The 18,375-nt window shown below is 45.3% G+C and carries 13 protein-coding genes; 10 read left to right on the top strand and 3 right to left on the bottom strand.

Going from position 1 to position 18,375, the window contains the following annotated elements; all coding sequences use genetic code 11:
• The first annotated feature begins 316 nt into the window (after positions 1–316).
• From OC538_RS07155 to OC538_RS07125, 7 genes are all read left to right on the top strand, one after another.
• Positions 317–2,062 carry an ATP-dependent metallopeptidase FtsH/Yme1/Tma family protein gene (locus OC538_RS07155; RefSeq protein WP_262173953.1) on the top strand — a complete coding sequence of 582 codons (1,746 nt, stop codon included), beginning with the start codon at positions 317–319 and terminating at the stop codon, positions 2,060–2,062.
• 392 nt (positions 2,063–2,454) lie between these two features.
• Positions 2,455–6,987, top strand: a complete 4,533-nt coding sequence (locus OC538_RS07150) for an endonuclease (protein ID WP_262173952.1) — start codon at positions 2,455–2,457, stop codon at positions 6,985–6,987.
• Positions 6,988–7,460: 473 nt separating this feature from the next.
• Positions 7,461–8,873 carry a vWA domain-containing protein gene (locus OC538_RS07145; protein ID WP_262173949.1) on the top strand — a complete coding sequence of 471 codons (1,413 nt, stop codon included), beginning with the start codon at positions 7,461–7,463 and terminating at the stop codon, positions 8,871–8,873.
• Positions 8,874–9,054: 181 nt separating this feature from the next.
• A complete protein-coding gene (locus tag OC538_RS07140; protein WP_262173948.1) occupies positions 9,055–9,336 on the top strand; it encodes a hypothetical protein in 282 nt (93 codons plus the stop codon).
• 63 nt (positions 9,337–9,399) lie between these two features.
• The gene (locus tag OC538_RS07135; RefSeq protein ID WP_262173947.1) at positions 9,400–9,645 is read left to right on the top strand and encodes a hypothetical protein; all 246 of its coding nucleotides are present in this window, start codon (positions 9,400–9,402) and stop codon (positions 9,643–9,645) included.
• Between the two features lie 318 nt (positions 9,646–9,963).
• Positions 9,964–10,383 carry a hypothetical protein gene (locus OC538_RS07130; protein WP_251693790.1) on the top strand — a complete coding sequence of 140 codons (420 nt, stop codon included), beginning with the start codon at positions 9,964–9,966 and terminating at the stop codon, positions 10,381–10,383.
• Between the two features lie 84 nt (positions 10,384–10,467).
• A complete protein-coding gene (locus tag OC538_RS07125; protein WP_262173944.1) occupies positions 10,468–11,052 on the top strand; it encodes a hypothetical protein in 585 nt (194 codons plus the stop codon).
• Positions 11,053–11,198: 146 nt separating this feature from the next.
• On the opposite strand, the gene OC538_RS07120 is transcribed toward OC538_RS07125, so the two are convergent.
• Together OC538_RS07120 and OC538_RS07115 are read right to left on the bottom strand one after the other, a co-directional pair.
• The gene (locus OC538_RS07120) at positions 11,199–12,431 is read right to left on the bottom strand and encodes a cytochrome P450 (RefSeq protein ID WP_262173942.1); all 1,233 of its coding nucleotides are present in this window, start codon (positions 12,429–12,431) and stop codon (positions 11,199–11,201) included.
• An 84-nt stretch (positions 12,432–12,515) separates the two neighbouring features.
• Positions 12,516–13,448, bottom strand: coding sequence for an LCP family protein (locus OC538_RS07115; RefSeq protein ID WP_262173941.1), 933 nt, complete (start codon positions 13,446–13,448; stop codon positions 12,516–12,518).
• A gap of 175 nt (positions 13,449–13,623) precedes the next feature.
• Here OC538_RS07115 and OC538_RS07110 point away from each other — a divergent pair, with 175 nt between their 5' ends.
• Together OC538_RS07110 and OC538_RS07105 are read left to right on the top strand one after the other, a co-directional pair.
• Positions 13,624–15,120, top strand: a complete 1,497-nt coding sequence (locus tag OC538_RS07110) for a class I adenylate-forming enzyme family protein (protein WP_262173939.1) — start codon at positions 13,624–13,626, stop codon at positions 15,118–15,120.
• A gap of 155 nt (positions 15,121–15,275) precedes the next feature.
• Entirely contained in the window at positions 15,276–16,664 is a 1,389-nt protein-coding gene (locus tag OC538_RS07105; RefSeq protein WP_262173938.1) for a S41 family peptidase, read from the top strand.
• 21 nt (positions 16,665–16,685) lie between these two features.
• Here the strand turns inward: OC538_RS07105 and sda are convergent, their stop codons facing one another.
• On the bottom strand, positions 16,686–16,883 hold the full coding sequence (sda, locus tag OC538_RS07100; protein WP_316044280.1) for a sporulation histidine kinase inhibitor Sda: 198 nt from the start codon (positions 16,881–16,883) through the stop codon (positions 16,686–16,688).
• A 301-nt stretch (positions 16,884–17,184) separates the two neighbouring features.
• Between sda and OC538_RS07095 the strand changes: the two genes are divergently transcribed.
• The gene (locus OC538_RS07095; RefSeq protein ID WP_251693797.1) at positions 17,185–18,288 is read left to right on the top strand and encodes a CdaR family transcriptional regulator; all 1,104 of its coding nucleotides are present in this window, start codon (positions 17,185–17,187) and stop codon (positions 18,286–18,288) included.
• The last annotated feature ends 87 nt before the right edge of the window (positions 18,289–18,375 follow it).

Here is an 18,375-nt window from a genome sequence, read left to right as displayed (position 1 = left end):
TAACTGATTTAGTATAGCATGGATGGAGGTGGATAGCAAGAGTAAGTTTTTTTCGCATATTTCCCGAGAAATAATCAAAATTCGACATAATAATGTGAAGCTTGTAAGAAATAGTTAATGATGTAGCGGATAGTCAATCATTAGTTGGTAAAATTGTATATTTTTATTATGGACTATAATAAGCTAGGCGGATAAAGTGCGCAAGCAAGCCAGTTAACGTAATAATATTGTCACTATTTCTATATCTTTCTTCTTGTTCAAATGGCTCTTTTTCTTATATAATAATAGTATCTTTAATAAGGGAGTTGGGGATGGCTTGAAGCCTAAGTCTACATTTGCAACGAAGATTGTCGTCCTTGTCATTTTAGTCATTGGAATCGCAACAAGTGTCGGATGGTACGTTGTCTCGGGTGCAAATAAAGGAATGGATATGTCGTTTACTGAATTTGAGAAGACGATCCAGGCTCAAGAAGGCCAATCCTTGTCTCTGAAAGAGAAGGCTGATGGCACTTTGCAATTAAAGACGCAAGATGGGCTATACGTGACCCAGGTCCGTCCGCAAAGCCAGCTTGCTGAACAATTAGTTGAAAAATATAACCTATCCTATACATTTGCCGATGCAAGCCAATACAATGGCCTGTTCATCGGTGGTTTGATACTCGCATCGTTTTTGACATTGGTGATTCTTCATAAGAAAGGGAAGCTCGGGGTCGGCGTTTCTTCGATGAAGAACGGGGCTTCGAAAGCGACACCGCTTCCGGAAATTACACTCAACGACATCGGCGGGCTTCCGGAAGAAATGAAGGAAGAGATTCACCAGACGCTGTCCATCATAAAAGATCCGAAAAAGGCAACACAAGTTGGCATCCAAGCGCCGAAAGGGATCCTTTTATACGGCCCTCCTGGAACCGGGAAAACATTGCTTGCCCAAGCAATCGCCCGTGAAATCGGAGCTACTTTCTATTCATCCAGTGGTTCTGCGTTTACGGAGCTGTTTGTCGGAGTAGGTGCTTCGCGTGTGCGTACTTTATTCCAAAATGCGCGAAAAGCTAGGCCTGCCGTCATTTTCATTGATGAAGTCGACGCACTTGCAGGGAAGCGGAAAGAGCATGGCGGTGAAGAGTCCGAGAAGACTTTGACGGAGCTGCTCGTTCAGTTGGATGGCGGCAACGATAATGAAGGGATCCTTTTCATTGCAGCGACGAACCGGAAAGATATGCTTGATGAAGCGTTCCTTCGTCCGGGGCGTATCGATTATACGTTCAATGTACCGCTGCCTGACACACATGGCCGTCGTGAAATCATCGACATTCATACGAAAGGCCGGTTAATGGCAGAAGAAGTATATGCGTCACTCGATGTGTTAGCAGAAAGTACATCAGGTTTTTCGGGTGCGGAACTTAGTTCTTTATTCGAAACCGCAAGTAAACGGGCAATCCGTGACGGCCGTGAAAAGATCGGCAAAAGTGATCTCGATTTCGCGATTGACCGGACAATCCTCGGCAGTACATCGCGCACGCTGAATGATCCTGATACGAAAAGAAGGGTTGCAATCCACGAAGCTGGCCATGCATTAATTGCGGCTCTCACGAAACCGGGCTCCGTCCGGAAAGCAACAATCATTCCTCGCGGACAAGCGCTTGGATATGTGGCGCCGATCCAGAAGGAACTCCATTTGCAGACGGCGAGTGAGCTTCTTGACCAAGTGAGCATGATTCTTGCAGGAGGCGTTGCGGAGCGACTTTACCTACGCGAGCATAGCATCGGCGTTAGCGGCGATGTCCAGCAGGCGAAGGAAATCATCGAGCGGATGGTTGACACCGGTTTGCTACAAGACAGTTTTATGCTGACGTTCAATAAAGGTGAAAAAGAGTTGAAGATGCAAGCTATTTTCGGCGTGGCACTGAAAAATACTGAAACGTTGATTCAGGAAAATGCTGCGCAATTCGAGGAGTTGGTCAATGTCTTATTCCAAAAAGAGACATTGGATGGCTCAGAAGTACAGGAAATCGTCGATGGCAAAGGCGTAGAAGAAGTGAAAGAGCTTGTCATCATCGTTTAATAAGTGAAAAACTCCTTGGTCCGATTGGGCTAAGGAGTTTTTTTAATGCAATGAAAATGAAGTTTAATCATCATCTCCCGCAATGTAATCAATGAGCATCGCCACACAATCATTACCCCGAAAATCACAACCAACGCGCCGGGCAATACAACCAATATCCCTACAACCATTGTGTCTAATCTCACAAATCCATCAGATGCATACGTGTCAAAAGTTTGGTTTAAAAGTCATGAAATATTGCAAAAAGTCGCATAGTCATGCTAATAACGCAGTGGTACGATAAATATGAAAACTTTTACTCTACTAACCTAGTGATGAAAGGGAGCGGTCACTGACGATCTACTCGCAATGCACCATACCAAATTTTTCAAATATGAAAGGAGAATGGTTTCATGCGGAGTAAGAGATGGAGGAAACGTTTGAACGGCTTTTTGGCGGCTGGATTGGCTGTAACGATGGTTGTGCCATCGATTCCAGCGGTTGTGAAAGCTGAATCGGTTGCTGCAGATTTGTTCATTTCCGAGTATATCGAGGGTAGCAGCTTCAATAAGGCAATCGAGCTTTACAATGGAACTGGACAGGCTGTTAATTTAAGCAATTACACGTTGGAGCTGTATGCGAACGGTGCAACTACCGCAACTGCCAAGCTGACGTTAGCTGGAACTTTAAACCATGGTGAGACGTACATCTTGTATCATAGAGATGCTGTTGCTGAACTAAAGGCTAAGGGCGATTTTGAGAATAGTAGCGTAATCAATTTCAATGGTGACGATGCGCTTATCCTCAAAAATGGCAGCGCGGTCGTTGATTCATTCGGACAAGTCGGAGCCCGTGCCAATTGGGGGACGGATGTGACGCTTGTCCGGAAACCATCCGTTGCAAGAGGGGATTCGACTCCTGGAGATGCATTTACCAACGGTGACGAATGGATCTCTTATCCGAAAGACACATTCGATTATATTGGGTCGCATGAAATGGATGGGACACCGACGGATCCGGGAGAGCCAGGAGATCCGGATGATCCGGGCGACATTTCCACTATCGGTGATGTACGTTCCAAGGCGCTCGGGCAAACGGTGACGATCCAAGGAACCGTTGCAGCCAAGTTAAAAAATACGATTTCAGTCCAGGACGGAACGGGCGGAATCGCTGTCAGGCCGACAAGCTTGAACGTTCAAGTCGGCGACAAAGTGACATTGACAGGTACGCTTCAAGATTATCGCGGCTTACTCCAATTGGACGGGGCTACAATCATTGAAGTAACGAAAGATGCAGGCGCTCCGGAACCTATCGTCATTACAGGTTCAGAAGTCGGCGAAGCAATGGAATCCCAGCTCGTCACGGTCCAGAACACGATTCTTTCCGATGTACAAGCAGGCAGTGGATGGGCAAACTATATAGCGACTGACGGAACTGGTGACTTCCTCGTCCGTGATGAGACGGCGTCATTAGGACTCACTGTCGGGACAGCCTATGATTCGATCACAGGAATTGTTCAGCAGTTCGACAATGATTATCAAATCATCCCACGTTCAACGGTCGATATTGTTGTTGATAGTTCTGTCATCCAGCCGGTCGTTGCGAGTCCGGGAGGAGGCACGTTCGTTGGCGGTGTGAAGGTTTCATTGAAGACAGGCACGCCTGGAGCAAAAATCCTTTATACATTGGATGGTACAAGTCCGTTCGAAAACGGTTCGACATACGCAACGCCAATTGATATCCAAGAAGATACGATAGTGAAGGCGGTCGTGAAAACGGATGACGATCGTTTCGGCGACGTATCTACATTTACGTATACGATTACGGAAAGCTTGAAGATCCACGACATCCAAGGGGACGGCCACACATCTCCTTTTGATGGACAAACCGTAGAGGGTGTCGAAGGGATTGTTACGTATAAATATGAGCTGAACGGCTCGACGTACTACCATATTCAAACTCCGGACGACAAGCGGGACGGCAATTTGAACACATCCGAAGCAATTGTACTTTACAGTGGAAGAGATGCTTGGAATCTTTCCGTCGGAGATTTTGTATCCGTCACCGGAAAAGTGAGCGAGTATGCGATTGATGGATATGTAGACCGCCAGGATACGGACTTGAAGACGACGCAGATCAACGTCCGTAACGACCAAGGCGGCAAAGTTCAAATTCTCAAGCGTAATGTTCCGCTTCCAACTCCATTCACTATCAATGAAGAAAACTTACCGGGTGAGAAAATCGCGAGTCATCAGTTCGCTGAATTTGATCCCGCGAAATATGCGGCGGATTTCTGGGAAAGCCGTGAAGCGATGCTTGTGCAAGTCGGCAATGTGAAAGCTGTCGGACCTCAGGAACACGGCGATCTTGTCACTGTATTCGAAAATGCGGAAACGGAAACGTTGAATGGCGGCATCCTGTTGAAGGAAGACGACCAGAACGCAGAACGGGTCCAATTCCGGTTGGAGCCGAACGGGTCTGCACGTGATTTTGAAGTCGCGACAGGCGACCGTTTTACAGGACCGATAACGGGGGTTGTCGGTTATTCATTCCAAAACTATAAAATCTTTACGTCTTTGAGTGGCATGCAACAAGCGCATTCAAAGGGCGATGCAGTGCCGGAGAAGACGACGATTGTAAAAGATGCAGACAAGCTGACAATCGCTTCCTACAACTTGGAGAACTTCTCGAACAACACAACAACGACTACGAATGATAAAGCGAAGAAACTGGCAAGGGCATTTGTTCAGGATATGCAAAACCCTGACATTATCGGCGTGACTGAAGTACAGGATAATAATGGACCTGATGCCGGCGATTCCCGTGCGAATGAAAGTTACGGGCGCCTTATCCAAGCGATCGTCGATGCAGGCGGAGTGCAGTACGAATACGTCAATATCGACCCTGTGAACAATGAGGATGGCGGCCAGCCGAATGCGAATATCCGCGTCGGGTTCCTTTACAATCCTGCACGCGTATCATTGACGGAAGGCATGCCAAAAGGGGATGCGACGACTGCTGCTCATTATGAGAACGGCAAGTTGACGCATAATCCGGGACGCATCGCTCCGAATGACGCAGCTTTCAACAGCAGCCGGAAACCACTCGCTGCGCAATTCGACTTCCAAGGCGAGTCGGTAGTCGCTATCGTCAACCATTGGAATTCAAAAACCGGAGATTCGCCATTATTCGGCTCCAAACAGCCGCCGGTCTATGGCAGTGAAGCACAACGGAAACAGATTGCACAGCTCGTTTATAACTTCATTTCCGAAATTAAAACGGAAAATCCGGATGCAAACATCGTTTCCCTCGGTGACTTCAATGACTTCCAATTTGCGGAGCCTTTGAAAATCCATGAAGGCGACCTGATGACGAACATGATTAACCATGTCGATAAGGCTGACCGTTATTCGTACGTACATCAAGGAAATTCCCAAGTGCTAGACCATATTCTCGTGTCGAATAACTTAGTGGATCAAACAGAAATCGATATTTTGCACATCAATGCAGACTTCACGGATATGGCTGGTCGTGCAAGCGACCATGATCCGGTCATGGTGCAGATCGGTTTCGAAGCGCCAGTCGTATGGGAGCCAGTTCCGATTAAGAAAGTGTACAACCTTATCAATGAACATAAAAAGCAAGTGATGATTGCGGAACCAAGCGTCTCCGTCTATATGGATGCGCAATCATCATTGAAGGATGGCATGTACTTGAAAGGGGACTATGCTGAGCTGACAGGTGAAGGATTCAAAACGAATACCGTCATTCTGCAGCCGAAGAAAAAAGGTTTGATCGTTGATTTGAAAGGTACAGAAATGGGCCATGTAATTGTGGAAGGCTCGCATCCGATCGAAATCAGAGGCGCTGAAAACATTAAGCGAATTGACTTTATCAAAGGGGCAGATGCATCCGAAGTCATCTTCTACAACTCAAAAGGGAAGCGTATCGGCGCGCCGACATTGAATAATGCGCCAATCGTCACGAAGCCGATCCCGAATCAGGAAGCGAAAGCCGGGGAGACGATTTCAATCGTCCTCTCCGGACATTTCAGTGACCCGGACGGTGATAACCTGACATATTCCGCTACGAAAGGGACAGTCGATCTAACTAAGAACGTCTTGAACTTACAGTTGGAAGAAGGCAGCCATATCGTTGGAGTGACGGCGACAGATGGCGATAAATCCGTAACGGCGAGCTTCTCGGTCACAATTACGAAAGCGGAAGTTCCTGCTGATGGATATTATAAGGATGCAATCGGCAAGGAAGGGCAGGCGTTGAAAGCGGCGCTTCACGACATCATCTCCGACCAACGACAGCTGACTTATGCGCAAGTATGGGACGCGTTGAAGGAGACGGATAAAGATTCAAACAATCCGAACAATGTTATCCTGTTCTATTCAGGTGAATCGCGCTCCAAAGATCGGAACGGCGGGAATGTCGGCGACTGGAACCGGGAGCATGTATGGGCGAAATCGCACGGCGACTTCGGCACGAGCATTGGACCTGGAACGGATATCCACCATTTGCGTCCGACCGATGTCCAAGTGAACAGCGCACGCGGCAACTTGGACTTCGACTATGGCGGAAGTGCAGTGAAAGGCTGTGACGGCTGCTTTAGGTCCACTAACTCATGGGAGCCGCCCGATCGCGTAAAAGGCGACGTAGCAAGGATGCTCTTCTACATGGCAACCCGCTACGAAGCGGGCGACAAAGTGGACCTTGAGTTGAATGAACTGCTGAACAATGGCAGCAACCCATACCACGGAAAGCTTTCCGTCCTATTGGAGTGGCATGAGATGGACCCAGTTGATGCATTTGAAATGAACCGCAACAACATCATCGAACAATGGCAAGGCAACCGCAATCCGTTCATTGACCATCCTGAATGGGTGAAGTCCATCTGGAAAAAAGCCGGTTCAAACAATTTGCAAAAAGCTTCATAATCAAAACGTGAGACCAGAGGATCAACTTTCCTTTGGTCTTTTATTATCGTCTTCAAATACTTTGCATCTTACAAAATCTACCCTAAAAGCAATTCATCCTTCCTACAAACAAACATGAACATCCATCCTCCATTCATACGAAAAAAGCAACCTAGCTAGCATTACCTTAGTCTTGAATTCAATTATCTTTAATTCTAGACTTTCAAAAAATGGAAAATGGTTCATAAGTTGTGAACAACAAAGGAAAACATGATTTTATGCCTTGATTTCCGCCCTAGGACTTCAACGGAAACATTATTGGAAAAACTTTTATCCCTGTCCTTTACCTTTGGTCCGGTGACTAATGACTCAGCATCATTCGAGCTCATCTGTAACGGTTTTGACATACTATCGACACAATGATATTAATTTAATAACATAGAATCTGCCAATGGTAGGGGAATAACACTAATTGAAATTGAAAAGGAGTAACTATGAATAGAAAAAGATATGTTGCATTCATCCTCACGCTCATGATCCTTTTACTGGCAGCTGCATGCAGTGACAAGAAGAATGAAAACGAAAAGGTGGTAGCAGATGAGCCGACAACATCAGATGCAAGTGCAGACGATGGAGAAGGCGAAGAAAATTCAGCAGATGAGGAAGCCAAGGAGAACACAGTTGAAGAAGTGGTTGCGGCCCCGCTTCCCCAATCATTGGCGGAACTTGAAGAGTTGCCTGCCGGATATACAGAGTTTATTTCCATCCTTGATGAAGATGGACAGAAGAAAATCGATGAGTTGACGGCACATTTACCTGACATTTCAGGTGAACGTTCCGAGAACGAATTGGATCATTATTACAATGGATTATTAGCAGTCTTCCAGCAAGATTTCAAAGGGCCGGATGAGTTGATTGCCAAATTGAAATTCCAATCGATCGGCAGCCCGGATATTGATAATCCAAGAATGCAATTCAAGGAAAATATGAATGTCCTAGTCATTTTAGACGGCTCAGGCAGCATGGGGAAAAATATTGGCGGACAAACGCAAATGGAAGCGGCGAAAAAGGCAATTGTCCAGTTCGTCGGAAATTTGCCGAAGGAAGCGAATGTTGGTCTACGCGTCTACGGACATAAAGGGACTGGTAGTTCTGCCGACAAGGCGATGTCTTGCTCTAGCAGTGACTTGCTCTATCCACTGCAGCCATATGAAAAAAATGAATTCAAACAATCCCTTGATCAAGTGAAGCCAGCAGGTTGGACACCGACTGAACTTGCTATATCGGAAGCACAGAAAGACTTGGCTGGTTTTGATGGGGAAAATAACACAAATATCGTTTATCTCGTCAGTGACGGCATATCGACATGCGATGATGATCCGGTTGCGGCTGCGAAAGCTCTATATGATTCCGAAATAACACCAATTATTAACGTCATCGGATTTAATGTCGATAATGAAGGGCAGCGCCAATTGAAAGAAGTGGCGAAGGCGGTTGAAGGGACTTATCAAGACGTTCAGGATGCTGCTTCCCTCCAAAAAGAATTGGATCAGGCGAATGAAGTTGCAAAGCAATGGGCTGAATGGAAAAAACGCGAGTCACAAAGTCTTAGCCATGAAAGAATAAAAAAGGATCTGGAAATATTTGTTTTTGATAGTCAGCAATTCTCGAAGATTGTAGACGAGCGACAACAAGTCGGCTTCACTTTACAATATCTGTATCAGACGAAAAAAATCATGTCGTCTGAAAGCTATGATTATCTCGTAGAGAAAAATACAGAATATCATAGATGGGTGCAAACCCAATATGATGAACTCAAAGCTGATCTAGAGAACATGAATGAAATGCAATACAGCGAAGCAATCCAAGCTCTTGAAGAAAAATATTTACAAAACTCTCCTGACTAAGAACGGTTGATGTGAAGGAATTTATTACCCGTAGTGAAGCCATCAATCATCTTTTTCTTTCTGAATACTGTACTACTTTTACGTTCTCTTCGTCGGCCAATTGTATGTATATCCAAAATAAAGACAACCGGGAAGTTATAGCAGAGGCTTGAGTATCGTGAAAAAAGGAGATTGACGAATCATGTCACAAACCAATGTAACCAATCCGATAGCAGAGAAACGTCTCGGATTTACGATTGCCTTGCATCTGTTTTTACTAGTGGGAGCAAGTTCCTTCCCGGAAGGCAGTTTTTTCTTTTGGCTCGCAATTACTCTTGGAGTAGAGGCTTTAATCGTTTTCCGTGTCCTTACGATGTGGAATCGATACAAATACGATACAAAGCGCTACTATTCTATCCAAGCGTATTGGATGCTGATCGGATTTTCAATTTACACGACACTGCCCCTTGTGAGAATAAGCTAGGGAACAATCGTTTTCTGGCCACTTCTTATTGGCACTGTACTACTCTTCTCATTAGGACATCTATTGAAGGAGAGAATTGGAGAAGTCTTTGTAAATCCGCGTAAACTAAAGGAACTTGTCATGTGGCCCACGGCGCTTGCGGGGATTGTCCTTATAGGCATCCTGGTCATGGCGGTTTTACGGTTTCAATCAGTGCATCCGAATGTAGGGATCGCTGTTTTCTTATACATGCTCGGCGGGTTTTCAATATTTTTAGCAAATCCATTTTCATTGCCGGAAGAACGGATAGAGAAGCTGAAGGGTGACTGAAGAAGATTAACTTGTATGAGTAGCGTCAGCTGAGAATTACTGGAAAACAATATTATGAAAAGTTGGTTGAGGGTCTAAGTAGTAAGGAATGCCATTTAATCAAGTGGAGACGAAGTGAGAGCGTGAAATAGCGGGGAGTGAACAATAATACTAGAACAAAATGTATCCGAACCAATTGCAGAAACACGTCTTGGTTTTACTATTGGTTTGCATCTCTTTTTTTTAATAGCGGCAAGTGCCGTTCCAGAAGGTAGTTTTTTCTTTTGGCTCCCTATTAATCTAGGGATGGAGGCTTTAATTGTTTTCCGTGTACTTACGATGTGGAATCGATACAAGCACGACACAAAGCGTTACTATTCCATCCAACTGTATTGGATGCTTATTGGGTTCTCGATTTTTACGACAATGCCTTTTGTAAGAATGAGTTACGGAACAGTGATTTTCTGGCCACTATTCATTGGTACTTTACTACTCTTCCTATTGGGACACCTTTTGAAAGAGAGGATAGGTGAAGTCTTTGTTAATCCGCGTAAGATAAAGCAACTAGTAATGTGGCCAACAGCACTTGCGGGAATTGTCCTCATTGGTATTGCGATCATGGCAATTCTACGATTTCAATCAGTGGATGAGAATGTTGGATTGGTTGTCTTTGCATACATGCTCGGCGGATTTGCATTATTCATTGCAACCCCATTTTCACTAACGGAAGAACAGTTCGAGGAGCTGAAGAAGAAATGAAAGAGAAATAAATTGAACGAGTAATTTCCCTTTGTGGAAATACAGGTAAATGATACGTGAAAAGTTGGTTGGGAGTCGTGGTCAATGGGAAATCCATTTAAAGTAATGATAATGGGGTATCTACTGCCTTTATTTACAGCAGTGGTAGCGCTGCTCATCCCTGAATATGATCAGCAATACATCAAATGGATAGTGGCCGTGTTTGTCTTATTGTTGTTGCTGCCGATTGTATTTTCACTCCGATTCACAGCTAATAAGAAGATAGCGTATAGGTTGACGATCGCGTATCAACTATACGCTTTCACCTTCTTTGCAGCATTTCCATTGCTGAAAGTGTTGAAGGGAAGTATCGTTATTCAATTGCTGTTAGTCGGTTTGTTCATCGGCATTTATTTTTTGGCGAGATTCGATCAGCGGACGGAAGTGCCAATTGTTTTTCCTGATTCAGATAAGAGAAAATGGCTTGCGATTCCTTTTTATGCGATACCCGTATTTCTTGCGGTTTTCGGCTTTGGAGGAGATCACAGAGTTGCAAGAAGATTTTTCGAGACGCATGGGTATGATTTCGCGATGACTTATACTTCAATAATTTTATATTTATTTGCTTGTTGGCTACTGTTCTTGTTCACCTCGCTGGCGTATAAATCCCTTGTGAAGAAAGTGGAGTAGTCTGGTGAATAGCAAAAGATGAAGGGAAGTATTACATTCTCCTTCATCTTTTTTATTTTTCGTACTATAGGCGGTTTCAATGGTATATCAGGCGGTCACCTACTATTTACAACTTCAACTTATTGGACTCTGACAACTCCACATTATTATGTGATTTTGATGACCATCCGACTTGCCGGCAAGGTGGGCATACGTGTCATGTTAATCGACAAATCCTGGTCCTGGACGACTGTATAGTCAAGTTCATTCACAAGGAAGGAAAGACTTGCCTTTATAGTCCCGACGGTTATGTCCTCCCCTGGACAACGGTGTCCCCGCGAAGGATCTCCACCGCCTTGTGGCACAAAATTATAGGGGGTCACTGTCTCTTCTAAAAAACGTTTAGGATTGAACAGTTCTGGATCATTCCAACTGTTCGGATCGTGATTCGTACCATATATGTCAACGAGTACCGTATCGCCTTTGCTGAATTGATAACCTTTCCATTCAAAATCATGCCGGACCATCGCGCCTAGGAATGGTGTGAATGGGTAATAACGGCGGACTTCCTGGGCGAACGCCTCCAAAAACTTATCATCAGCACGCAATGCTAAGCGATGCTGTGGATATTCGTGAAGAGCAAGTGCGCTAAAAACGATAAACCGGGCAACTGCTACAATCGGGCGAATAACGCTGATCAATTCGACCGCTGCGATTTGTGCATCCAACAACTGCCCATTGTCATCGCGGTGAGTTGCGATGACTTCAAGTGCATGATCGACACCTTCGACAGCCCCCGAACGGTATCTTTCAATCAATAAGCGGATCCATTCCTCTGTCCGTTTCCGCGCATTCCTGCCTTCCCGATATCTCGGCCCAACTCCTCCAAATGCATCGATCAGCGCTCCAAAATCATAAGCCCGTTGTGCAACTTCCGAGTCCTTTAACGGCACACCTGCCCACAAGCAAGCAACTCGGCATAAGACTTCCTCAGCCTGGTCGAATAAAATGACTTCCTGACCGCTCTTCCATTGATTTGACTGTAATCTCCATTGCTCCAATGTCAGTTGGTGAACTCGTCTAATACCAGCCTCTGTCATTAGTGATAAAAACATCAGTTTCCGGACTTGGTGAGCGTTCCCATCAAGCGTCTGCACGCCGCCTTCCCCAAACAGTGACTTTTGAATCCGCTTCGGAACAGCTCCAGATCGTTGGAAACGAGATGTATCATAGAAAAGCCTCACTGCCTCAGGACCTTTCATACACGTCATCTTTTTCCCCATAAGTCTCGTCTGAAAAATATCGGTTCCAAGTTCGTCAAACCGATTTCGCATAAAATGATAACCTTCCGTTAATAAATCAAAAGTATGATCAATACCTTTGTCCACAGGTATTTGCATTCGTTTTCCAACTCCTATTCACAGTGTGCTACTGTGAATATTCCCTGTTTGAGAATCAATTAACATGAGAAAGCGGATTGTAAATTATTCCATCCCCAAATGCGCTTTCAGCTCCACCTTCACTTCCTCTAGCTCTCCAGAATCCATCATATAATACCAGACCCCATTCATCCGTTGTCCTTTACCTTCTTCAAACCTTATCTGCTCAACGGACTTGGCGGCATCACGATAATTTTTTTGCACTTCCACCATTTCATCGAATGTCATATTCGTCTTTACATTGTTGCCGATAGCCTCAAAAATGCCTTTGAATTTCAGCAAACTGGAGAGCTTGGCACCTTTTTGCAAAACCCCTTGAATGATTTGCTTCTGCCTGTCTTGCCGACCGAAATCACCGCGCGGATCATCCATGCGCATCCGGACAAAGACAAGCGCTTCCTCGCCGTCCAGTGTCAGTTCGCCTATCGGAAATGAATATTCATCCACGGCAAAATCGAGCGTGTTTGTAACGGAGACACCACCGACTGCATCAATGATCTCCTTGAAGCTTTCCATATTCACTTGGACGACATAGTCAATCGGAATATCGAGAAAATGCTCCACAGTGGCAAGAGACATTTCGATTCCGCCGTATGCATAAGCATGATTCAGTTTATCTTCGAATCCCATTCCGACAATTTCGCTGTACGTGTCTCGAGGGATGCTCAGCATTTTTGTTGTGTGAAGTGTCGGATTGACTGTCAGGACGATCATCGTATCAGAACGGCCCTTGTCACCTTCCCTTTCATCCACACCTAATATAAGCACGGAGAAGGGTTCTTTCTTATGAAACACGACAGGGTCATCCCTTTTCTCCGAGAAGACGCGCTCCATCGGCTCATGGATCTCTTTCGCCGTTTCTGTCAATTCTTTTACAAAGAAAAGCGCATAGCAAATGACGCCTACCACCAGGAAGCAAGCAATCCCGCCAGCCCATAACAACAGTTTCTTATACGACTTCTTCTCGACTTCCGCCATTTTGCTCTCCCGCCAGTCATTCAGAATAAAAAATAATATACCTTAGCAGTTTACGCGAAGAATAAAAGAAATAGACACATCTGTTGTTATCTGAATATTAATTATATGGCTTGTAATCTGAAAAATCGGTTGCTAGAATATAAGTAAATAACGCAATGCAAAGGAGAGAGTATCCATGTTCATGACAAATGTGCTGGGGGATTATGCAAAACAGCAGCCGGACAAAGTTTTCACATCATATAACGGCAGGGAGTGGACCTATGGCGAGTTTTATGAAAAAGCCATGAAGGTGGCGGGGCATTTTCAAGCGGAAGGCTATGAAAAAGGGGATATCATCGCGCTTTATTCGCTGAACTCCGATCTCTTTCTTGTCTATTATTTCGGCATTCAAATGGGTGGCTTCACCGTCATGCCGGTCAATACGAAACTGGCGCCGCCGGAAGTGGAGTTCATCTTCAATCATTCAGAAGCTAAAGCGCTAATTTACGATGAAAGATTGGGAGACATTGTCCAACAGTCTAAGCATTCATTCCAAGAGAAACTGTCGATACAAGAAAATATGGAGAACTTGTTTGCAGGAGGAGCGGATGAGTTTGAGCCTATGGAGCCCACTGGTGAAGACACGGCGGTCGTCATGTATACATCCGGAACGACAGGCAAGCCGAAAGGGGTTATGCTGACCCATCAGAATATCATTTCGACTGCGGCTATCTGGTCTGAGGCGATGGCAATTACAGGTGAGGATAGGATGCTTATTTCAACACCATTATTCCATTGCGCCGCCTGCCATGTTTTCATGATTCCCGTCACGTATAAAGGAGGGACGGTCATCATCGAAGAGGCGTTTTCTCCAAAAGGTACACTGGATTTATTGCAAAAAACCGCCCCGACCATGTTTTTCGGCGTGCCGGCCATGTATACAATCATCTTGAACTTGCCGGAAATAAAGAAGCTCGAACTGCCATCCCTTCGCCTGTTCGGGTACGGAGCTGCGCCGATGCCGTATGAAATATTGAAGAAGCTGAAAGAGACGTTCCCGAATGTGAAGGTGCAGAACCTATACGGGCAGACGGAAAACTCGCCAGCTGCCTCCACACTGAAAGATCATCTCGCCCTCAAAAAAATCGGCTCGGTTGGTGAAGCGCTGCCACAGACAGAAGTTCGGATCGTCGATGAATTCGGAGAACCGCTTCCGACCGGGCAAGTCGGGGAAATCGTCATGCGCGGTCCGCAAGTGATGAAAGGCTATTTGAAAGACGAAGAGGAGACAAGACGGGCAATCAAAAACGGCTGGCTCTACACAGGCGACCTTGGTCGAATGGATAATGACGGTCTGCTCTATATCGTCGACCGGAAGAAAGATATGATCATCCGCGGCGGCGAAAACGTCTATCCGGTGGAAGTGGAAGAAGTGCTCTATCAAATTCCAGAACTCTTTGAAGCGGCAGTTGTCGGTGTCCCACACGAAGTGTTAGGCGAAGTTCCGAAAGCATACGTAGTCGTGAAGGAAGGGGAGACCCTCACCGAGGCCGACGTAATTAGCCATTGCTCAGGCAATCTTGCTAACTATAAAATACCCGTTGAAATCGAATTCCTCGATGAACTTCCGCGGAATGCGTCAGGTAAGGTGTTGAAACATACACTAAGATCCGGCATGCACTCGACAATATGAACAACTAGTCATTCCTCAACGAAATGAATAAGTAGTTAGAAAACACACCTCATCAGCCATGATAGGGGTGTTTTTTACATTCGAAACACTACTTACGAATTAAGTCAGAAGGTAGTATAATAGTAGGAACTCAATTCAGAAAAGGGGAAACCGACATGTTAAGAAACCACATACAACGATTTATCATGCTGTTTGTCATTCTGCTCGTAATGTTGCCGCTTACGACATCCGCTGCAACAGAACCCATCGATGAAATTCGGCAGCTAATCAAAGACTATTATGTTGATGATGTTCCCGCCTCGGTTTTATCAAGAAGCACCGGAAAAGAGATTACAAATGGTCTTGATCCGCATTCCGCTTATATGTCCAAGCAGGAATACGAAGCCTTCATTAACGGGATCGAGCAACGCATCGTCGGTATCGGCGTCGTACTAGAGGAAAGCGTGAACGGTATAAAAGTAATTTCCGTCATTAAAGATGGTCCTGCTTTCAAAGCCGGCATAGTACCCGGCGATGTCATCACGCATGTCGGCGGGAATTCTTTAAAAGGACAGTCCGTACAAGCGGCAGTCCCTTTGATCAGCGGTAAAGAGAACACTGACGTCTCCCTTACAATAGAACGGGAAAAGACAGAAAAACCGGTAAAAATGACAATACGTCGGGCGGAAATCCATTTGCCGACAGTCGAGTCGGAAATGCTCGGCGGCAATATCGGTTACATCCGATTGAATAGTTTCGCGACCGATTCCGCACGTGACATGGAGGATGCGATTCGTTCACTTAAAGGTGCTGAAGGTTTCATTGTTGATATCCGAAACAATGGAGGCGGCTATATTACTGCAGCACAGGAAATTGCTGGCTTTTTCCCTGGAGTCGAACAGGCCTTCCAACTTCGCGAGAAAAATAAGAAGCCGGCAATTTATCCTTCCGTCAATCAGAAACAGAAAATTACCGGTCCCGTCTCACTGCTCATCAATGAATACAGTGCTAGTGCATCCGAAATGCTGGCCGTCAACTTGAAGGAGCAGAAAGCTGCTACGCTGTATGGAGAAAGCACATATGGAAAAGGGACCATGCAATCGATGTACGCCTTTAACGATGGCAGTGTATTAAAAATGACGACTGCCCGTTTTTATTCGCCGAAAGGCATTGCTGTGGATAAAGTCGGTGTAACACCCGACATAAAGACGCGGGAAAACGAAGAATTGATAACTGCGCATTACGAGCAGCTACTTACGCAATATAAAGACTATGCCAGATACCCTAAATTGGAAAATGTAAAGACGACGAAGAGGTTCACGGTCAACATGACGAAGGAAATGGATTGGCGGCAACTTGGAAACAAATCGGCCCAATTGATTGAAATTGGTGGAAAAGAGAGCAATGTCCGCTTTGAAGTGAAAGATGGCAAGACAATCGAAGTGATTCCTGAAGCACCATTGCTTTCAGGAAAAAAGTATGTGCTGATCATCCATCCTGTTTGGATGGATAAGAAGGGAAAGGCATTGAAGAAAGGGATCTATCTGGATGTGACAGTAAAATAGAAGGGAATGAGAGCTTGTCCGTCAATGAATGGATGGGCTCTCATTTTCTATATAAGCGGATTCCTTCCCACACTTTGGGGAATGCTTTGAGCGTCTTCGGATTTCATTTTCCAAAAGCTTGATGAAATGGGGGCAAAGGTTCAGCGCAATCGCTTTTTTATACGAATCCATTAGAAAATCATCCGGTATACTTAACAATTTGTGTCTCCTCCTTGTCATCAAATCGTTTCCGGTTGCATATCTTGAAGTTTGGCTGTATTTACCTTACCAAATTTCAATTGTGAGAACAATCGTTCCGATATCCACAGTTGAACGTGGATAAGTTGTGGTTAACTTGTTTGTAAGCCGCCCAAGTCAATGGGCGACCGGTGGATGAAGTGGACAAGGTTATCCACAGAATGGGGAAACGCGAAATTTGTCGAAAGATTTTTCCGGAAAGTTAATTTTCGCACTATTTTACATTGAAGTTTCGACTGAATTCCCATACGATTAGATGAAAAACAATTGGGGGAGAGGAAAAGTGTTTCAATTCGATACGCTTGGCCAGGAAATTGTGGAAGAACTCTCCAATTTGATACAGGAACAAGTGATTCTTACAGACCGACGTGGTTTCATTCAAGCAAGCACCGACCCTGAGAGGATCAACCAATTCCATGAAGGCGCGCTGCTCAGCTTGCGGGAGAAAAAGATCCTCCATATGACGGAGAAGGAGATGGACCTTTTGCGTGGCGTCCGAAAAGGGGTCGTCCTGCCGATCGTAATTGAAGGGGAGCCGATTGCCGTGCTCGGAATAACGGGCGATCCTATGCATATCCATCCGCAGGCGCAACTCATCCTGCGAGTTGCTGAGCTTTTCATCCAAGATGCGATGAAAAGGAAGCAGAAAGAGGAAAAAGTGCGCGACATTGAATTTTTCGTGTTCGATTGGCTCACCTCGACAAAGAAAGATGGCCGCTTTCGTGAAAGAGGGGCGGTGCTCGGCATCGAAGTGAGCCTATATAGGCAAGTCGTCGTCATTGAAGTGATGAACACGGAGGACCAATTCACAATTGAAGAAGTGGATAGCTTCATGTCCAATCAAAACATCCACCCCGATCTAAAAATGATCCGGTGGGGGCAAGATAAGATCCTCCTGCTGTTGCCAGACATGAATCAGGACATATTAAAGAGCGAACTGGACTATTTCCTTTTATCCATCAAAAGAAGGAAAAAGATTATCGTCGCGGCCGGCATTGGCGGAAAGATGGAGTACTCCGATTTGTCCAAGTCGTTCATACAAGCGGAGCGGGCGGCGAATGCTTCGAAAAAGCTGAAGCGGGTCCTGTTTGAACACGAGCTTCGTTTCGAGCTAATCCTGCAAAGCATCGGAGAATCGACCCGCAAGGAATTCGTCGAGCGGACGATTGCACCGCTGCTTGGGGACCCTGACCTCCTGCACAATCTCCAAGTTTGGTTCAATGAAAATCAATCGATGCAGAACACAGCGAAAAAACTGCATATCCATAAAAACACTCTTTCCTATCGTCTGCAGAAGGTCGAGCAGCTCACCGGACTTTCCGTTTCGAAAGTTCATGATGTTCTCCTCCTTTACCTTGGCATCCGGCTGCTAGACGAGATGAAGTGAGGGGGTCCCTTTTGAATAATAAATTCAAAAGGGGCCTTTTTATATGCCATACTATTCAATATAATTAGTGTTTTTTGTTTGCATAGA

The organism is Saccharococcus sp. Marseille-Q5394 (genome assembly GCF_946901335.1).
Lineage (GTDB): Bacteria > Bacillota > Bacilli > Bacillales_A > Planococcaceae > Sporosarcina > Sporosarcina luteola_C.
The sequence above is the reverse complement of the archived record's forward strand: the minus strand, read 5'-3'. Positions and strand labels throughout refer to the sequence as shown.